Annotated in this window: 16 protein-coding genes; 5 read left to right on the top strand and 11 right to left on the bottom strand. The window is 50.7% G+C overall.

The window, feature by feature from the left end:
• The first annotated feature begins 76 nt into the window (after positions 1 to 76).
• On the top strand, positions 77 to 496 hold the full coding sequence (locus KTH89_RS05675) for a DUF3788 domain-containing protein (protein WP_238720994.1): 420 nt from the start codon (positions 77 to 79) through the stop codon (positions 494 to 496).
• Between the two features lie 126 nt (positions 497 to 622).
• Here the strand turns inward: KTH89_RS05675 and KTH89_RS05680 are convergent, their stop codons facing one another.
• The 7 genes from KTH89_RS05680 to KTH89_RS05710 form a co-directional block, all read right to left on the bottom strand.
• Complete coding sequence (locus KTH89_RS05680; protein ID WP_238720995.1) at positions 623 to 1,378, bottom strand: DUF1266 domain-containing protein; 756 nt, start codon at positions 1,376 to 1,378, stop codon at positions 623 to 625.
• 46 nt (positions 1,379 to 1,424) lie between these two features.
• The gene (locus KTH89_RS05685) at positions 1,425 to 2,465 is read right to left on the bottom strand and encodes an alcohol dehydrogenase (protein ID WP_238720996.1); all 1,041 of its coding nucleotides are present in this window, start codon (positions 2,463 to 2,465) and stop codon (positions 1,425 to 1,427) included.
• 1 nt (position 2,466) lies between these two features.
• Entirely contained in the window at positions 2,467 to 3,498 is a 1,032-nt protein-coding gene (locus tag KTH89_RS05690; RefSeq protein WP_158342819.1) for a LacI family DNA-binding transcriptional regulator, read from the bottom strand.
• A 42-nt stretch (positions 3,499 to 3,540) separates the two neighbouring features.
• Positions 3,541 to 3,939, bottom strand: a complete 399-nt coding sequence (locus tag KTH89_RS05695; protein WP_158342820.1) for a putative signal transducing protein — start codon at positions 3,937 to 3,939, stop codon at positions 3,541 to 3,543.
• A gap of 91 nt (positions 3,940 to 4,030) precedes the next feature.
• On the bottom strand, positions 4,031 to 4,936 hold the full coding sequence (locus KTH89_RS05700; protein WP_238720997.1) for an SPL family radical SAM protein: 906 nt from the start codon (positions 4,934 to 4,936) through the stop codon (positions 4,031 to 4,033).
• Positions 4,937 to 4,975: 39 nt separating this feature from the next.
• On the bottom strand, positions 4,976 to 5,437 hold the full coding sequence (locus tag KTH89_RS05705; RefSeq protein WP_158342822.1) for a GyrI-like domain-containing protein: 462 nt from the start codon (positions 5,435 to 5,437) through the stop codon (positions 4,976 to 4,978).
• Positions 5,438 to 5,499: 62 nt separating this feature from the next.
• The gene (locus KTH89_RS05710) at positions 5,500 to 6,408 is read right to left on the bottom strand and encodes a helix-turn-helix transcriptional regulator (protein WP_238720998.1); all 909 of its coding nucleotides are present in this window, start codon (positions 6,406 to 6,408) and stop codon (positions 5,500 to 5,502) included.
• Positions 6,409 to 7,190: 782 nt separating this feature from the next.
• Between KTH89_RS05710 and KTH89_RS05715 the strand changes: the two genes are divergently transcribed.
• Positions 7,191 to 7,388 (top strand): helix-turn-helix transcriptional regulator, encoded by a 198-nt coding sequence (locus KTH89_RS05715; protein ID WP_238720999.1) that lies wholly within the window; start codon positions 7,191 to 7,193, stop codon positions 7,386 to 7,388.
• A 41-nt stretch (positions 7,389 to 7,429) separates the two neighbouring features.
• Entirely contained in the window at positions 7,430 to 7,876 is a 447-nt protein-coding gene (locus tag KTH89_RS05720) for a hypothetical protein (protein WP_158342825.1), read from the top strand.
• A gap of 141 nt (positions 7,877 to 8,017) precedes the next feature.
• Here KTH89_RS05720 and KTH89_RS05725 read toward each other — a convergent pair whose 3' ends face one another.
• On the bottom strand, positions 8,018 to 9,421 hold the full coding sequence (locus tag KTH89_RS05725) for a uracil-xanthine permease family protein (RefSeq protein WP_158342826.1): 1,404 nt from the start codon (positions 9,419 to 9,421) through the stop codon (positions 8,018 to 8,020).
• 279 nt (positions 9,422 to 9,700) lie between these two features.
• On the opposite strand from KTH89_RS05725, the gene KTH89_RS05730 reads away from it, so the two are divergent.
• Positions 9,701 to 12,268, top strand: a complete 2,568-nt coding sequence (locus KTH89_RS05730; RefSeq protein WP_238721000.1) for a YfhO family protein — start codon at positions 9,701 to 9,703, stop codon at positions 12,266 to 12,268.
• Positions 12,269 to 12,885: 617 nt separating this feature from the next.
• On the opposite strand, the gene KTH89_RS05735 is transcribed toward KTH89_RS05730, so the two are convergent.
• The 3 genes from KTH89_RS05735 to KTH89_RS05745 form a co-directional block, all read right to left on the bottom strand.
• Entirely contained in the window at positions 12,886 to 13,887 is a 1,002-nt protein-coding gene (locus KTH89_RS05735; RefSeq protein WP_238721001.1) for an NYN domain-containing protein, read from the bottom strand.
• A 23-nt stretch (positions 13,888 to 13,910) separates the two neighbouring features.
• Positions 13,911 to 15,296: a glutamate synthase-related protein gene (locus KTH89_RS05740; RefSeq protein WP_238721002.1), complete on the bottom strand. Its 1,386-nt coding sequence runs from the start codon at positions 15,294 to 15,296 to the stop codon at positions 13,911 to 13,913.
• Positions 15,297 to 15,456: 160 nt separating this feature from the next.
• The gene (locus tag KTH89_RS05745; RefSeq protein ID WP_238721003.1) at positions 15,457 to 15,909 is read right to left on the bottom strand and encodes a GNAT family N-acetyltransferase; all 453 of its coding nucleotides are present in this window, start codon (positions 15,907 to 15,909) and stop codon (positions 15,457 to 15,459) included.
• A 387-nt stretch (positions 15,910 to 16,296) separates the two neighbouring features.
• Here KTH89_RS05745 and KTH89_RS05750 point away from each other — a divergent pair, with 387 nt between their 5' ends.
• Positions 16,297 to 16,833, top strand: a complete 537-nt coding sequence (locus KTH89_RS05750; RefSeq protein WP_238721004.1) for a CarD family transcriptional regulator — start codon at positions 16,297 to 16,299, stop codon at positions 16,831 to 16,833.
• The last annotated feature ends 12 nt before the right edge of the window (positions 16,834 to 16,845 follow it).

Raw genomic sequence — 16,845 nt, forward strand, 5'->3', positions numbered from 1 at the left:
TTTTTATGTTGTTTGACAATTTTAAAGTTCGATCTTAGAATAAAGGGAGATTGTAGTTAGGAGGGGACTTAATTGTATGTATGAAAGAATGCTGGATAAGCAAGTAGAGCCAAGCGTGGATGAGATGGCCGCATATTGCGCCGGAAATGCGGAATTGTTTGTTTTGCTGAATGAATGGTTATCTGAAACATACGGAACTGTGCAGAAGGTTACTTTTCCCTACGGGAATCGTTATGGTTGGGGAATCGCGCATAGAATAAAACAGAAGCTGATCTGTAATATATTTGCAGAGAAGGATGCTTTCACCGTGATGATGCGCTTGTCAAATAAACAATTTGCATCTGTATATGGTTCGGTGCAGAATTATACCCGGGAACAGATCGATCATAGGTATCCCTGCAGCGACGGGGGCTGGATTCATTATCGTGTCACAGAGAAAGAACATTGGGAAGATATCCGTAAGCTGTTAACGGTCAAATGTTCCAATGGGAAATAATTTAAATTAGTGAGACAGTACGACTTTTTTTATATGAGAAGGAGCGTGCAAAAGCAGGGCCATCCCCGAAGCTGCCCGGAGATTGTTTTGTTTTTGCACGCTCTGATTTTTAGATATATATACCGGTTACCAGGATTTTTCCAGTTTTAGGTTCCAGTCAATCTGGTAGGGGTTATCTTTTTGTTCCAATAGCTTTTCGTATATGGCACGCCTCTCGTAGCTGGCGGAGCCTTCTTCGTCCATATCGTCTTCCTGCCAGTATTGGTAGCCGTACAGGTAGCTTTGCGCCATGTCCTCCCAGGAATCATAGGTATCCTGAAGGATCTGGGATATTTCCAGGGACTTATCCAGAGCCTCCTCTTTCGTATAAAAATCTACGATGTAAAACTGTCCCAGCAGTTGATTCGCCCGGCAATAATCCCAGGCGTCGATTGCGTGCTCCCCATATGTATCGTATGCCTCCAAAATGGAATACACATAAGCCTGATCCGCTTCCTCGAAGCTTTCTTCGATCAGCGCCTTCTGGTCCTCCGCACTCAGGTCCATCACGCCGTTTTCCTGAAGATAAGCAATGTCTGATGCGAACTGGGCCCGGTGTCCTTCTCCGATCAGCCAGTCCAGCTGCTCATCCGCGGATGCACGGTCCGTGATATCCCACCATTCCTCCAGGGAAGCCAGCAGCAGTTTCTTACTGCCCTCCACTTTATTCATGCCGCCGATCGCGTTTAGATTCCCGTTATTCGCCTTCGTCAATACGGCGTAGGTCGCGTTGATCCACCGGACCGTATCCGGAAGCGGTTCTTCCTGCTTTTTTGCCCCGCAGCCGGTTATTATCGTTAAGATCAGCAGAACCGCGGTCATGATTTGAATCTTCTTTTTCATTGTTTAAACTCCTTTTTTGTTTTGGTCCCGTATATTATAGCATAACTCAGGGCTTGATTGCCCATTTTATTACAGAATCCTCTTTCTGTTCAAATATCCGGTAAGCTTCCATCGCGTTGTCAAGAGAGGTGCGGTGGGTAATCAGGCAGCGGGTATCCAGTTTCCCGCAGGCGATCAGACGCATGATTTCTTCACAGTGGGAAGCGTCCACTCCCCCTGTTTTAAAGACCAGATTTTTCCCGTACATGTCCGGGAGCGGTAAGGTCTGGGCCTGCTCGTACATGGCGATCACGCAGACAACTGCGTTTGGACGTGCGATCTGCCAGGCCATCCGGAAGCTTTCCTGGGAACCCGCCGCCTCCAGCACGGCATCCGCCCCTCTTCCCCCAGTCAGCTCCAGGATTCTCTGCCTTACGTCCGTATCCCCGGGATTCAGGGTTACGTCCGCCAGGCCTTCCCGCCGCACCAGCTCAAGCCGGCTGTCATCCACATCGATAGATATGACCGCGGACGGGCCGTATAATCCGGCACACATTAACGTACACAGTCCTGTAGGCCCGGCTCCGATCACCGCCACCGTATCGGCCGGTTTGATCTCTGCCAACTCCGCGCCCCAGTAACCGGTAGAGAGGATATCGCCGGTAAATAAAGCCTGCTCGTCACTTACGCCCTCCGGTATCAGGGTCAGCCCTTGATCCGCATGAGGGATACGCACATATTCCGCCTGGCCTCCGTCGATCCGACAGCCCAGCGCCCAGCCCCCGTCCGGGTCCGTGCAGTTGTTCACATACCCGCGTTTACAGTAGAAACACTCCCCGCAGAAGGTTTCCACATTTACCGCCACCCGGTCTCCCGCTTTAAACCTTCTGACCAGGTTCCCTGTCTGTATTACCTCGCCGACAAACTCATGACCGAGGATTGTATTCTCTACCGCCCTTGGAACCGCTCCGTGCTTAATATGGATGTCACTGGAGCAGATGGTCGTCAGGGTAACCCGGATAATCGCATCCTTATCATTTTGAATCACCGGCATGGGCCGCTCTTCCAAAGCCACTCGTCCGTTTCCTTTATAGACAACCGCTAGCATCTTACTGTCCTCCTCCTTGCTGATCCGTCGTCTCTCTTACAATCAACGTCCCTTCAAAGACGACACGGTCATCGACCGGATCCTGATCCAGCTTCCGGATCAGGATTTCAGCCGCCCGCTGTCCCAGCAGCCTTGTCGGCTGCGCGATCGTGGTCATGGACGGCTCCATCAGTTCACTCAGGGAAATATTGTCATACCCGATGATATTGATATCCCGGGGCACCTGAATCCCCAGCCTTTTGAATTCTTTCAGGCAGCCGATCCCCAGCAGGTCGATAGCCGTCATGATGCTGTCCGGCCGCACCTCCAAACCGGCATAATAGTGGGCCGCCTTCGCCCCTGCTTTTATGTAATCCTGTTCCGCCTCCGTCTGGGTGCGGAACGCATATTCCTCATAGAATGGAAGGCCGCAGTCTCTTAATCCCTGCAGATACCCCTGGTATCTGGCCTCCGTAACACTGATGCTCACCGCGTTTCGCACATAGCCGATCTTTTTCTTTCCCAACTCATACAGATAGTGTACCGCGTTTCTCGTACTGGCGAATCCATCCGTGAAGACATAGGAAATACCCGGAATATCACGGGCGGTTTCGTCCATGAATACTACCGGGCGTTCTTCGGATACACTTTTCAAATAGTCCACCATCTTCGGGTTCATGTCATACGTATTGTAAATGATTCCGTCCACATTCCGTTTCAGCAGTTCTTCTATATATTCGGATTCTGTTGTGGTATGGCGCTCCGTATTACACACCAGTACCACATATCCGTATTTTAACGCCACATCCTCCACGCCCCGGAACATTTCCCCATAAAAAACGTTCGTATATTCCGGAACCAGCATGGCGATCGTCTTCGTCCGTCCGGTTCGGATTCCCTTTGCAAAATAGCTGGGCGAATAATTTAGCTTTCGGATCGCCCGCTCCACTGCAGTTCTCGTCTGCTCTTTTACCTTGGGATCCTTATTGATTACCCTGGAAACCGTGGATTTTGACACCCCGGCTTCCTTCGCCACATCAAAAATTGTCGCCATTTTCCCGTCTGTTCCCTTCCCTGTGTTTTTCTCTTCCCCGCATCAATGAATCAGATTCAACAGCAGGACAAACATCATAATCACAGCCAATACAATTATCACAATTCTGGCGGCCAGACGGCGCCTTCTCCCATAACTTTCCATCACAGCGGAATCTTCCCCGTCCAAGTCTTCCTCATCCTGTTTATCCTGAGCAGCCAGGAAAGAATCCTTCAGCACTTCTTTTGCGTTCTCCAACTGATCGTTTGATACAAAAATATCTTCCCCATATACGGAATAGCCCATGGAGACCCTTAAAAAGCTTCCCAATTCCCGATCTCTGCGGTAACAGGCAATCTGTTCGTTTTTCAGCAGCTCTTCCACCATCCCCGCCTCTACCTGATTGGAAACCGTTAATAATTTTGAAAAATTCCCGATTGTTTGATTTTCTTTTTCGGCCATCTTCGTTATCCCTTCTGTCTTCAGATCCGTGAACCTTCTCCCTTCGGTCCCTTTTCCTATTTTTGTCCATTATAACATAATATGGCAGAACTCAAAACATCAATTTCAACTGTTCGTACGAAGGTGTCTTCCCGTATGCTTCCACGATATCCTTCATGCGGTACAGCAAGCCGTATTTTTCACATTCCTGTCTGAATATTCCCGCCAGGGCCTTGCTGTTTTGGCTTTCACACAAGTATTGGTCCGCATATACCTGCCTGTATCTGCGGCTCAGCCCCGGGTACAGACGGTCCAGCTGCCCAAAGTAATACTCTCTTTGATTTTCCCTTAAGGTAACGCCGAACAGGCCGTACACAAACCGGGCCCGATGTTTGGCGGCCAGCCTCACAATATTTTTGACATTCTCCGGCGTATCGGTCAAAAACGGCAATAAGGGTGTCATCAAGACACCCGTAAAGATTCCCGCCCGGCTCAACTGCTCCATCGCTTCGAACCGCCTAGAGCTGACGCAGACGCCCGGTTCGATTTCAGCCGCCAGCGCATCATCCGCCGCCGTTATGGTAAATTTCACGATAACCGGCTGTTCCCAGCCGATCTGCTCAAACAAGTCCTGGTCCCTGACGGCCAGACTGCTCTTGGTATCCAGGGACACTCCGAATCCATAATCCCGGATCAGTTTCAGCGCTCCCCTTGTAAGAGAGCACTCCTTCTCGAAGGGGTTATAGGTGTCCGACATGGCTCCGATCCCGATTACCCCTTTCTTCCTCTTGCTTTTCAACTCTGTCTCAAGAATTTCCAGAGCCTTTGCCTTCCTTCTGACCCGGTCAAAGTCTTCTATCCGGTAACAGCTGCTGCGGCTGTCACAGTAGATACAGCCGTGGCAGCAGCCTTTGTAGAGATTCATATTATAATCGATACCAAACCATCCATAGTTCTTAGGGGCCGCCCTCTGTAAAATGGACTTGGCCGGTATCTCGTCCGGTAAAGGTAAACCCATCCGCTCACTCCTGTCTTTTCGGTCAGCCTCCGAAGTCCGTTACCGGACCGCGATATACACGCAGATTTTCGGCTCCCTGCCTTCTTCGACCGGGTAGTATTCCTCAAAATCACCGGTAAAGGTGCGCTTAAGCGGCAGCTTCCATATCTCGCCCCAGAGCTGCCCCACCGCTTCCACTTCGTCCCCGTAAATCTCGAATCTGGCGTACCGGCCGGCCGGGATGACCTTTAGTACAAATGGTTCTGCGATCACATCCGGAACGGCCTTTACCTCACAGCCGACCGTAATCGAATACAAGCCCGCATCCTGGTTTTCATAATCCGAATACAGCCCGATCGCCCGGTCATTGCTCTTATCCTGAATCTGTCCGTAACAGCCCTGTCCGTAGAGCTGCTGCCAAAGTCCTCCGATCACTTCCTGCATCCGCGGGTCCTGATTCGAAGTCCTTCCCTCTAATCCGATCACTTTTTTCTCTTCCAGTGTAACGATATCATATTCCATGTTTGTTGTCCTCTCTTTCTTTGATACAGACAGTATAACAAGGTAAATATGACATCAGTCTGTCATATATTATAAATCTGCATTATTTTTTTTAGCCTTCGGCAGAACTCCCTGCGGACACCTGCGGGGTTTAATACCTCCAGATACGGTCCGTATGCCAGAAAGTAACCATACATCCAATCATTTTCAACCATCTCAAAAGAAACCAGGAAGCTTCCGTCCTCCAACCGTTTCCGCTGCGTACTGCTGAATTCGTCATAAACCCGGTAGGCCATCTCCGGAGCGATTCTTACCTCAACCTGAACACGCTTTCCATAAGCTTCCCTCTTCCCGGAATCCTCAAAATCCGGCGGTGTCTTTGGGATAAAAGTTTCCGTTTGGACGTCTACGTGTTCCATACGGGAAAGTTTAAAAAAGCGGAAATCCTGTCTCAGGCGGCAAAAGGCCAGTAGATACCAGTCCGCTCCCTTAAATACCAGCTTTACCGGTTCCACGATCCTTCGGTCGCACTCCCCATTCATACCGGAATAATCAAACTCCACGATCTGTTCGGAAAAGATCGCCTGCTTTATCTGCTCAAACCGGCCGCTGACGGAATTTTCCGGATTCCACCAGGAGAAATCGATCTGAACCCAGTCTGTGCGCTCCTTTCCGAACAAAGCCGCCAATCTTGACAAGACCGGCTGTACCCCGTCGATCTTGATTGCGTTCATGCTTTGAAGGGATGTGAGGATCTGCTTTTGTTCCTCTTCAGACAACACCGATTTATTCAGGACAAAGTCTTCCATCAGGCGGATTCCGCCATTTTTTCCCTTGCTGGTATAGATCGGGATGCCTGCCTGGGCCAGCGTGTCCACATCCCGGTATATCGTCCTGGTGGAGACCTCGAACCGCTGGGCCAGCTCTGAGGCTGTCATATTCTTCCTTTCCAGAAGCAGATATACCATTTCAAATAGCCGGCTGATCTGCATGGTGTTTTCCCCCTTTGACTTTCTGGCTTTAGTATATCATATAATGAGGCTTTACTGCAAAGGGGGGCCGGGAAGAGAGGAAAGCGGCAGCGGACGGACGGCGGGGGCACCGCTCATGGGGGATAATCGCATCGGCCGGGCCTAAGAACGGATAACTCCGATGGAGGGAGAACCTCTTATTGGCAGGACCTGGTACAAACTCGCCACAAAACGGCTCGGACAGTGTTCCAGGCCCTGCGAGGTTCTCCCTCCATCTGTGTAACCCGTTCTAAGGCCCGGCCTCAAGCGATTATCCCCCATGAGCGGTGCCCCCGCCGTCCGTCCGCTGCCGCTTTCCTCTCTTCCCTTTGTTGTTGCAGGCTGAGTTTCATGGTCGGTCAGGTTTGGTTTGAGTGATTTTTTATGTAGGTTTGGCTATGATTTCGGTTTTTGTTTTGGTTTTTGTTTTGGTTTTGGCTTCGGTTTTCTAGTATTTTATGGTGTTTTTATGTATAGTATATTTGACTTTTAATCATTTATATGTTACTATCTTTGTGTACACAACTCACATGTAAGCACGTAAGACTAGCATGTAAGACAAATTCTTTGTGTATAGATAATTATCGAAGTATTTGACTTTTAAACTTTTACTTTTACATTTACTTTATTGTAAATTAAAAGGTTGTATTGCGATTTATAATTGAGTACCAGAATTATTTTTTGCTTAAGCCGAAGGAGTAGGATTTGTGTTGTTTGGTCTTTCGGTTATGTTTTGGAAAAGTTATGGGAAAGGATGTGATGCCATGCCCAAAAACCTGCGTATTAAGTCGGCGAGAGCCGCTCTTGATCTGTCTCAGAAGGATCTGGCCGAGGCCGTGGGTGTCACTAGGCAAACGATTAACGCTATTGAAAAAGGTGACTATAATCCGACGATCAATCTTTGTATCCGCATCTGTAAAACTCTTGGCAAAACGTTGGATGAATTGTTTTGGGAGGAGTAAGGACGTTTTTATGGCGGAGTTCATGCGCCACTGGAGGAAAAATGAAGAGAATATTGAATAAGGATTTTGATGAACGACAGTTGAAAATACGTGGAGCGGTGTATCTTCATACCCTGATTGTGATGGTTCTTCTTATTTTGGTAAATGCATTTTTGCGAATGAATGGCGTGGTATGGGCTGATGAGCTTTATCAGGCTTTGCTTCTGATCATGGTGCCGGTTACGGTTGGTTCCGTAGAGCTGATTTGTAAGGACGCCTATATCGGGGTCCGGCGCTCTTATGGGGCAATGATTTTGTTATTGGGCTTGTGCGGCATTGTTGGATTCTTTCCCCCACTTTTCTCGATTCTGTCCGGTAAGGATGGATTTGTGGTGAATGGAGCCTTTACTTCTGATGGACAGAGAATGATGGTGAGTTTTTGCTGCCTGATTATATCTTCTGTGTTTGTTGCAAGATATTTTTATGAACGGCATCAGCAGGGAGAGTGACGTGTTGTCTGGCTGACTGTGGTTTTGGTTTATAAGATATTATAGAGAAACGGCAGTCCCGGGTCGTGTCCTGACGGACATCGGCGGGGCCGCCGTTTTTTTATGTAGTTTAACCTTTTTTTATTTTGTATGCTGTTTTATTTAGGCTTTCTGCTCTTTGGGCAGCAGCACGTTTAGCAGAATAGCGACCAGGGCAGCCGGGACAATTCCTGAACCGCCGAATATAAGCCGGATCGGTTCCGGCAGATAGGTCAATACGGCCGCGTTAGCGCCCAGACCATATCCCAGGCCCAGCGCTACGGAAACTATGGTTATGCTCCTGGCTGTGACTTCTTCCTTGGTAATCAGCTGTATACCGCTGACCACGATGGACGCAAACATCATAACCGCCGCGCCTCCCAGCACGCTCTGGGGCATAATGGAGACCACTGCCGCAAGTTTGGGAAACAGTCCGCAGGCTACCAGGAAGATACCGCCGGTAGCGATCGCAAAGCGGTTTACGATCTTCGTCATTCCCACCAAGCCTACATTCTGGCTGAAGGAAGTATTCGGCAGCACCCCGAATACCGCGGCGAAAGAAGATCCCAGGCCATCGCACATGACTCCGCCGGAAAGTTCCCGGTCCGACGCTTCCCGGCCCATGCCGCCGACGGTAATCCCGGAGATATCGCCCACCGTCTCTACAGCCGTTACGATAAACATAATGCCGATCGGAATGATGGCTCTTATGTCAAATACCAGCTTCACCGGCAGCAGTTTCGGCACGGCGATCCATGCCGCGTCTCTTACCTTGTCCCAGTTCAGCACCCAGGATTTCACAAGCGTTGCGCTTTCTCCCGTAGCGGCATCCAGATAGGTAAAGGTATTAGGAAGAAGAAATCCCATAATGGCAGCCACAACATATCCGATAATAATTCCGATCAGGATCGACGATACGCTGGCGAATCCTTTTACATAATGCTTCAGGATCACGATGCTGATCAGAACCACCGCACCCAGGAACAGATTTTCCAGGGAACCGTAATCCTTCGCGCTGCTGCCGCCGCCGAACGACCCGATCCCCACACCGATCAGGGAAAGCCCGATGGCCAGCACCACCGTACCGGTTACCACCGACGGGAAGAATTTCCGCAGCGGTTTTAAAAAGAATCCCAGTACCGTCTCAAACAGACCGCCCAAGAGCGATGCTCCCAGGATCGCCCCGTAAGCGATAACGCCGCCGCCCATGACCTGCGCCACGCTCTGACACACACCGATGAACCCTGAGCTGGTACCCATGACGATCGGCAGCTTCCCGCCTACCGGCCCGATGGCAAATAACTGCACCAGGGTAACCAGCCCCGCCACCAGCATGGCGTTCTGCAGGATAGCCACCTGATCCGGCGACCCCGCCGCTATACCGCAGGCTCCCGTGATCAGCAGAATCGGCGTCAGATTCCCCGCGAACATCGCCAGCACATGCTGAAGCCCCAGCGGAATCGCCGTTTTAAGCGGCAGCTTTCCGTCCAGGTCATAAGGGGTTGAATAGTTTTTCTCTTGTTTCATCACATATCCCTCCTTCTCATTCGATATGGTTCCCGCCATATCCTTATATTAGAACTATATCTGTTCGTTCCCGCGATGTCAATCTATATGTAGGCTCCGGTCTGCTCTTGCACGAAATGTTTCTTTCTTTTCTCTTTAGAATATCTGCTTGAATTTCTAAGAAATATCTTTAGAATATCTGTCTGAATTTCTAAGAAATATCTTTAGAAATCAATACTATAATTTACCTAGATTTACCAGGGTTTCCGAAACCGACCAACAAAAAATGAGGCTGATTCGATGATAAAATCAAGATCCAAACAAATGATTCCTTATCTTCTGCTGACACTTCTGGCGCTTGCGCTGGTTCTGCTGATCTGGCCCGCCAACAGTAACTATGGTTCTAAAATGGATTGGTTAAGCCAGCACAGCGTTTTTCCCGAATATTTCAGGCAACTATTTTACCGGACCGGCAATCTCTTACCTGATTTCGCGCCGGAACTCGGCGGCGGCCAGAATATCTATTACTTTGCCTATTACGGTCTTTTGAACCCTTTATTCCTGCCGTCCTATCTCATGCCCTCCGTACCCATGACGGACTACGTCGCCGGTATGGCAGTTCTGTGTGTAACCGCCAGCGTCTGCCTTTTTTATTATTGGCTTAGAAGTCATGCATGTGCCGCGCTTCCCCGCCTGACTATATCCGTACTGTTTTTGTGCGCTTCCCCGCTGCTTTTCCATTCCCACCGCCACATTATGTTCATGGATTATATGCCTTTTCTTCTCCTGGCTTTGATTGGAACCGACCGATACTTCCGGACCGGGAAACGGGCCCTGGTCTGCTTAAGCGTCTTCTTGTGCATCATGATCAGCTACTTTTTCAGCGTTGGCTGTATCGGCGCTGTTCTGTTCTATGCCCTTTATTTAAGCTATGGGCGGCATCCCCGCCTCTTCAGCAGAGAGACCTTTTCTCCCCTGTTACATATCCTGTCTGCTATCCTGACCGCCGTTCTGATGGCAGGCGTGCTTCTCCTGCCGGTGGCCTATGTAATTCTGAACGGCCGGAGCGGCTCCGGTTCTCTCTCCATTCTAAGCCTGCTTTGTCCGAAACTATCCATAGACTGGCTCGTGTACAGCGCATACGGCACAGGGCTTACCTGTTTTTCCCTGGCAGCGCTGCTTGCCGCCTGCCTCAGTAAAAACCGGCCTCTGCGCCTTCTCGCCGTGCTGCTGGTCACTTTACAGATTATTCCCGTCTTCGTATACCTGTTAAACGGAACTCTATACCTGCGTGCCAAAGCCCTGATACCTTTTGTCCCTCTCTACCTTTTGCCCGCTCTTCATTTCCTGCTGTACCTAAAAAGCAAACTGCGCCGGCAGTCCGCCCTGTGTTATCTCCTGATCCTGACTTCCTGTGCCACCGCTCTCATCGTCAATCATACGGAGACCTGGGCCGGCCAATCTCTCACAGATTCCCTGCACCTAACGGAAAAGGAAAAACTCCTCCGCGCCCTCCCCGACTCAGGACCCTACCGCACTGACGACCTGGACGGAAACGTTCTGACCATGAACCAGACCTTCGGTCTTAAGGCCCGGAGGACCTCCATCTACTCGTCCACCTCCAACAAAGACTACTCCCACTTTCTGTCGGAATATCTGGGAAATGCAAAGCCCTCCAGAACCAGCCTCATAAACGCCGCCACGCCCAACATATTCCTCCAGTCCCTGCTTGGAGTGCGCTATCTGCTAAGCGCGGATTCGGTTCCTGCCGGTTTCCTTCCCCTTCAGACCGAAGGCTCCACCACGCTGTACGAAAACGTAAACGCCCGCCCCCTGGCTTACGCATCCTGCCGCCTTTTCTCAGAAACCAGCTACGACGGCCTGCGTTTTCCCTACACGCTCCAGCCCCTGTTCGAAGGAATCATCACCCGCCGGGCCGCCCAGGACGTTCCCTCCGTCACCGAATCCTGGCTCACTCCCCTCGCCCTCCCCTCCGTCACCGCGCCCAAAAACCTCCGTATCACCCAAGACGCCGGCAGCCTTCATATCGAAGCCGCCGCTGACGCCACCGCCGTCATACCACTGGACACTCCCCTCGCCGGCCAGATACTCATCCTGGAATTCCAGGTCGACGACACCCTCAATCCCCCCACCAACGATACCACCGTCACCATCAACGGCATCCAGAACAAACTCTCCAAAAAAACCGCCTCCTACCCAAACCATAACTATCAGTTCCGCTACGTCATCTCCTCCGACGCCCCCATAACCCGCCTGGATCTCTCCTTCAGTCCCGGCGTTTACACGCTCTCCTCCATCCAGGCCTACACCGTAAGCACAGCCGCCTTCCAGGACGCCGTAACCTCCGTCATCCCCCTTGTCCCGGATACCGCCATCCAATCCGGCTCCGCTCCCCGCACCACCTCCGCTCCCCGCACCTTCGTTCCCCTATCCTCATCCGTCGCCGCCGGCTCTCCTCCCATCCTCCAGGGAACCATCAATCTGCCCGCCAGCGGCTACCTGGCCACCACCCTTCCCTACGACCGGGGCTATACCGTCACCGTAGACGGACAGCCGCAGCCCTACGAAAAAGTAAACAAAGCCTTCCTGGGCTTCCCCCTGTCCGAAGGCCTCCACACCATCACCATCACCTACCAGGCCCCCTTCAAACTTCCCGGCCTGATCTGCTCTCTTCTGGGGGGACTCCTCTTTCTCTACCTGCTTTGGCCTTGGCGGGGGATTGCCCCGGGAGGAAGGAAGCGGGCGGACGCAGAGGGGGGAAACTCGGGGGCGGAAGCCGCGGATACGGACTGGGCGGGGACTTCTTGTCCGCGGGAAGGCTGTGTCCAATCGTATAAGTTGCGCTAACTCCGAAAGAGAAAAAGCCCCCATTACATTTTCTGTCACAAACTCGCCAAAAAACGGCTCAAACAGTGTGACAGAAAACGGGGCTTTTTCTCTTTCTTCGTAAGCGCAACTAATACGATTGGCCAATGCCTTCCCGCGGACAAGAAGTCCCCACCCAGCCCGTATCCGCGGCTTCCGCCCCCGAGTTTCCCCCCTCTGCGTCCGCCCGCTTCCTTCCCCCCTACACTTGCAATAAAATATTGCTGTTGATCGGGTCTAATTTGTGTGGGATACCAATAAGCGAGGAACCCATAGCTCACAGATCCTATTCTTTTAGGCTACCGCCTGCTGGTTATACCGGTATCCCCGGAGGCTTTGGCCTGTCGTCTTAGAATACCTTATTAATAAAAAGAAAAAGCACCGTTTTCTGTCACGGCTCTTCCGCGGGTCCGGAGGCGGCCGCTGTTCAGCGCCGGGGTTAGGGGCGGTATCCGGGGAGACACAAAAGACCCCGGCCGCCAAAAGCCTCCCCGGATACCGCCTCTAACCCCGGCGCTGAACAGCGGCCGCATTCGGACCCGCGGAAGAGCCGTGACAGAAAACGGTGCTTTTTCTCCCCTCTAACAAGGCCCCAGCAGCTACCTAAGCAGCGATACCTTCTTGACGCATCCGTTGGCCCCGCTGCTCTTGATTTTGAGGCCGTCTATATCACCGATGAATTTGGAGAAATTTTTGTAGCCGTAGTTTTTGACGTTGAACTGGGGGAAACGGCTGACCAGCCATTGGTTCAGCTGGCTCATGTTTACTTCGGGCTCCCCTTTCTCCTGCATATATTGGAGGAGTTCCTTGCGTACATGGTCAATATTGGCTTTGTTGTCTTTTAAGTATACATAGATGGATTTCTTGATCTCCGTCTGCTCGAAGCAGTCGAACGTGGTAAGGAATTTAGATAATTTGGTATAGCCGTAGTTGCGGACGTCGAAATCAGGATGCCGCTTCAGGATACGGTTGCCCAGCTCTCCCATGTCGATGCCGCGGGCCTCGTCGCCGTTTTCGTTGATGATGTTGATCATGGCCTGTTTGATGGTTTCCAAGTCGGTCATGTCGGCTACATCTTTCTGGCTCCGGCTGTCCGGCGGGGCTGCTTCGGCGGATTTCGTTTTTGCCGGATTCAGGGTGATTTCTTCCTCTTCGGTTTCTGCGTCTTCTGTCAGGATGTCCAGGTATTTGAAGATGTTGCAGGCGACCCGGAAGGGCAGGGGAGTTTTCTTTTCCCCCATTCCGATCACCATCATACCGGATTCCCGCAGGCGGACCGCCAGACGGGTAAAGTCACTGTCACTGGATACAATGCAGAATCCCTCTACTTTTGAGGAATAGAGAATGTCCATCGCGTCGATGATCATCGCGGAATCGGTCGCGTTTTTTCCAACGGTGTAGCTGTATTGCTGTATGGGGGTGATGGAATTTTCCAGCAATACATTTTTCCAGCTGGACGAGGATGTGCTCGTCCAGTCTCCGTATATTCGCTTATAGGTTACTATTCCGTAGTTTGATATCTCATCCATGATATATTTGATATATTTGGACGATACATTGTCCGAATCGATCAAAACGGCAAATCTTTTTTCCTCAGTCACTGTTCTTTCTTCCTTTCCTTGGTTTAGGCATGGGAAATATTCGTATATTTGGCGATCTCGTCGCTTATGGTACACAGATCTTCGATATTGAGATCATGCACATTTTCATGGCCGGTAATACGCGCGAAGGTCTTAAGCTCCGCAGTGGAGACATTCAGGAAATTCGCCACTCTCTGGGCGGCCGCATCGATTTTTAACCTGGAGCGCAGTTCCGGGTCCTGGGTGGCGACGCCAACCGGACATTTTCCGGTACCGCAGATCCGGTATTGCTGGCAGGCTGCTGCAATAAGTCCGGCTGAAGCCATCGCTACCGCGTCCGCGCCCATGGCCAGAGCTTTGGCTACGTCGGAGGATACCCGAAGGCCGCCGGTGATCACCAGATCGATCTCCAGGTCGTGCTCCATCAGATATTTTTTGGCCCGGTGCAGCGCGTAGACCGTAGGCACGCTGGTGGCGTCCCGTACCAGCTTCGGACTGGCTCCCGTGGCGCCTCCCCTCCCGTCGATCGTGATGAAATCCGGCTGCGCATATGCGATGTATTCCAGGTCCTTCTCAATCCGCCCGGCGGCGATCTTGATGCCGATGGGACGGCCGTCTGAAGTCTCTCTTAACTGGTCTACCAGTTTTTTCAGATCCTCTTTGGATTGGATCATCTCGAACTTAGAGGGGCTGATTACGTCCTGACCCAAAGGTTTATTGCGGATGTCGGCGATCTCCTGCGTCACCTTGTCTCCGGGCAGATGGCCGCCCATGCCTGGCTTCGTCCCCTGTCCGATCTTAATCTCTATGGCGTCGGAGGTTCTTAAGTTCTCTGTGGTCACACTGTACATATTGGGCACGTATTCGAATATGTATTTATAAGCCGAGGCTTTCTCCGCAGGAAGCACACCGCCCTCGCCGCTGCACATGGCGGTCTTTGCCATAGCGGAACCACGGGCCAGCGCGACTTTGGTTTCCGCCGAAAGGGCCCCGAAGGACATGTGGGATATGTAGATAGGGCTTTCTAAAACCATCGGTTTTTTCGCATGTTTTCCGATGACAGTGGTCGTGGTCACCGGCGCATGTTCATCCAAAGGGAAAGGATTTAACTGGGCTCCCATGATCAGGATCTCATCCCAGGAAGGCATCGGCATCCTCGTTCCCATCGCTTCTATGATGGACCGGCCGGTGACGGCCATCTCATGGATATCGTCCATGTGGCGCGCTGTTTCATCCATTCTGGCGTATTCCGATGGATAAGACAGGGGATTTTCCGGCTCCTGCGGCTGCGCATCCTGTGCTTCTTCCACTTGTGTAAACGTGGACGCCGGCCGGTGACAGACCGGACACATCTTAAAATCAGAAAATGGAATTCCCATTGCCTCCTCATCGTAAATATACCCACATACCCTGCACTTATACTTTGCCATTTGCCTTCTCCTTTTCTTTTTTGTATTTTCCTTGTATAATAATAGTAATTATTCTTATTATATAGCAAATAAAAATTAGTGTAAAGAAATATTTCGGAGTCCTCCCGCACATCGCATTCCATCCGGCGATTAGCCGGAGAAGAATCGCAGAAACCAGGATTTAAGACCGACTGTTCAGTCTCATATATAAAAGTGGATAGGGGTTGCCCTGCTCGTCTTGCTCTGTTCTTTTATAAACCCGGAACCCTATGTGTTCATAAAAACCGCGGGCTAGGGGATTCTGCTCATTAACAGCCACCTCATTGATTCCATAATTGTCAATTCCATACCGAATCAGCTTTTTCCCCAAACCTTTTCCTCTTTCATCGGGCAGAAGAAACAACATTTCAAGTCTATGTCCTTCTATTCCCATAAATGCAGCGGGCAGTCTGCTTTCGTTCTCCGCAACGATTAAATGAGCTATCCCTTTTAATGCCTGCGGGACATATCCCTTAATCTCTTCGATTTCGTCATCGGTCAAAAATAAATGGGTAGCCTTTACAGAGCTCTGCCACACCTCCAACAGCTGTTCTATCAGCAATGGATTTCTCTCTTTTATTTCCATTATTGTCATCTTTGTCCCTCCCTGCCGCCTGCTTGTTTTCTATATTACACTTGGCCCGCTTCTTCCTTCCGCCGGACAAAATAATGGGAAATAGTCATAGCGCCTGTAGTTTATTCTAACATATACATCTCTAATTTTCTACTCTAATCCGCCGGCCGCACCGGAAGCTTTCGGCACCTGAACTCCCGCACGGTAATCCATAAAAAGTGCCCAAAAACGCCGGCTCCCTATATCGTATATTTTTCACAAACTTAAAAATCCTCCAGGTCCTTCCCTGGTTTTTCTCCAATAATCATGTTATAATCCAAATATACCAACGTGTAGTTTGCTCAGCACAACGTAAATCCGGTTGCGGCGCCCTGCACGTTTTTTATAGTCAAGAAAGGCGTTGATCACATGTTTCAGGTAAACGACACAGTTTCTTACGGAACACACGGCGTATGTCAAATCACGGAAATCGGGGAAAAGAATCTGACCGGGAAACCCATGGAATATTATATTCTGAAGCCGGTATATAACGAAAACTCTACTCTATACATCCCGGTTCACAACGAAAATTTAACCGGCAAAATGCGCAGAATCCTGTCTGTCCGGGAAATCACGGAGATGATCCGGCAGATGCCCTTCCAGCAGGAGGATTGGATCGAGAATGAAAATCTGCGCAAGGCCAGATACAAGGAGCTTCTCGACGCCGGAGACCGCACAGAGCTCCTGAAAATGCTGCGAACCTTATACCTGCACCGGGAGGAACAGCTTTCCAAAGGCAAAAAGCTTCACAATACCGATGAACGTTTTTTCCGGGAAGCCGAAAAACTGCTTTTTGATGAAATCGCCCTGGTACTACACATAAAGCCGAGCCAGGTACTGCCCTTTATTCAGGAACAGATTCAGGCCGCTGACACTGACAATAGCCAACACGAAGTAAACACGTAAAGCATATATGTC

Source organism: Diplocloster agilis (assembly GCF_019042275.1).
In the GTDB taxonomy this organism is placed as follows: Bacteria; Bacillota; Clostridia; order Lachnospirales; family Lachnospiraceae; genus Diplocloster; species Diplocloster agilis.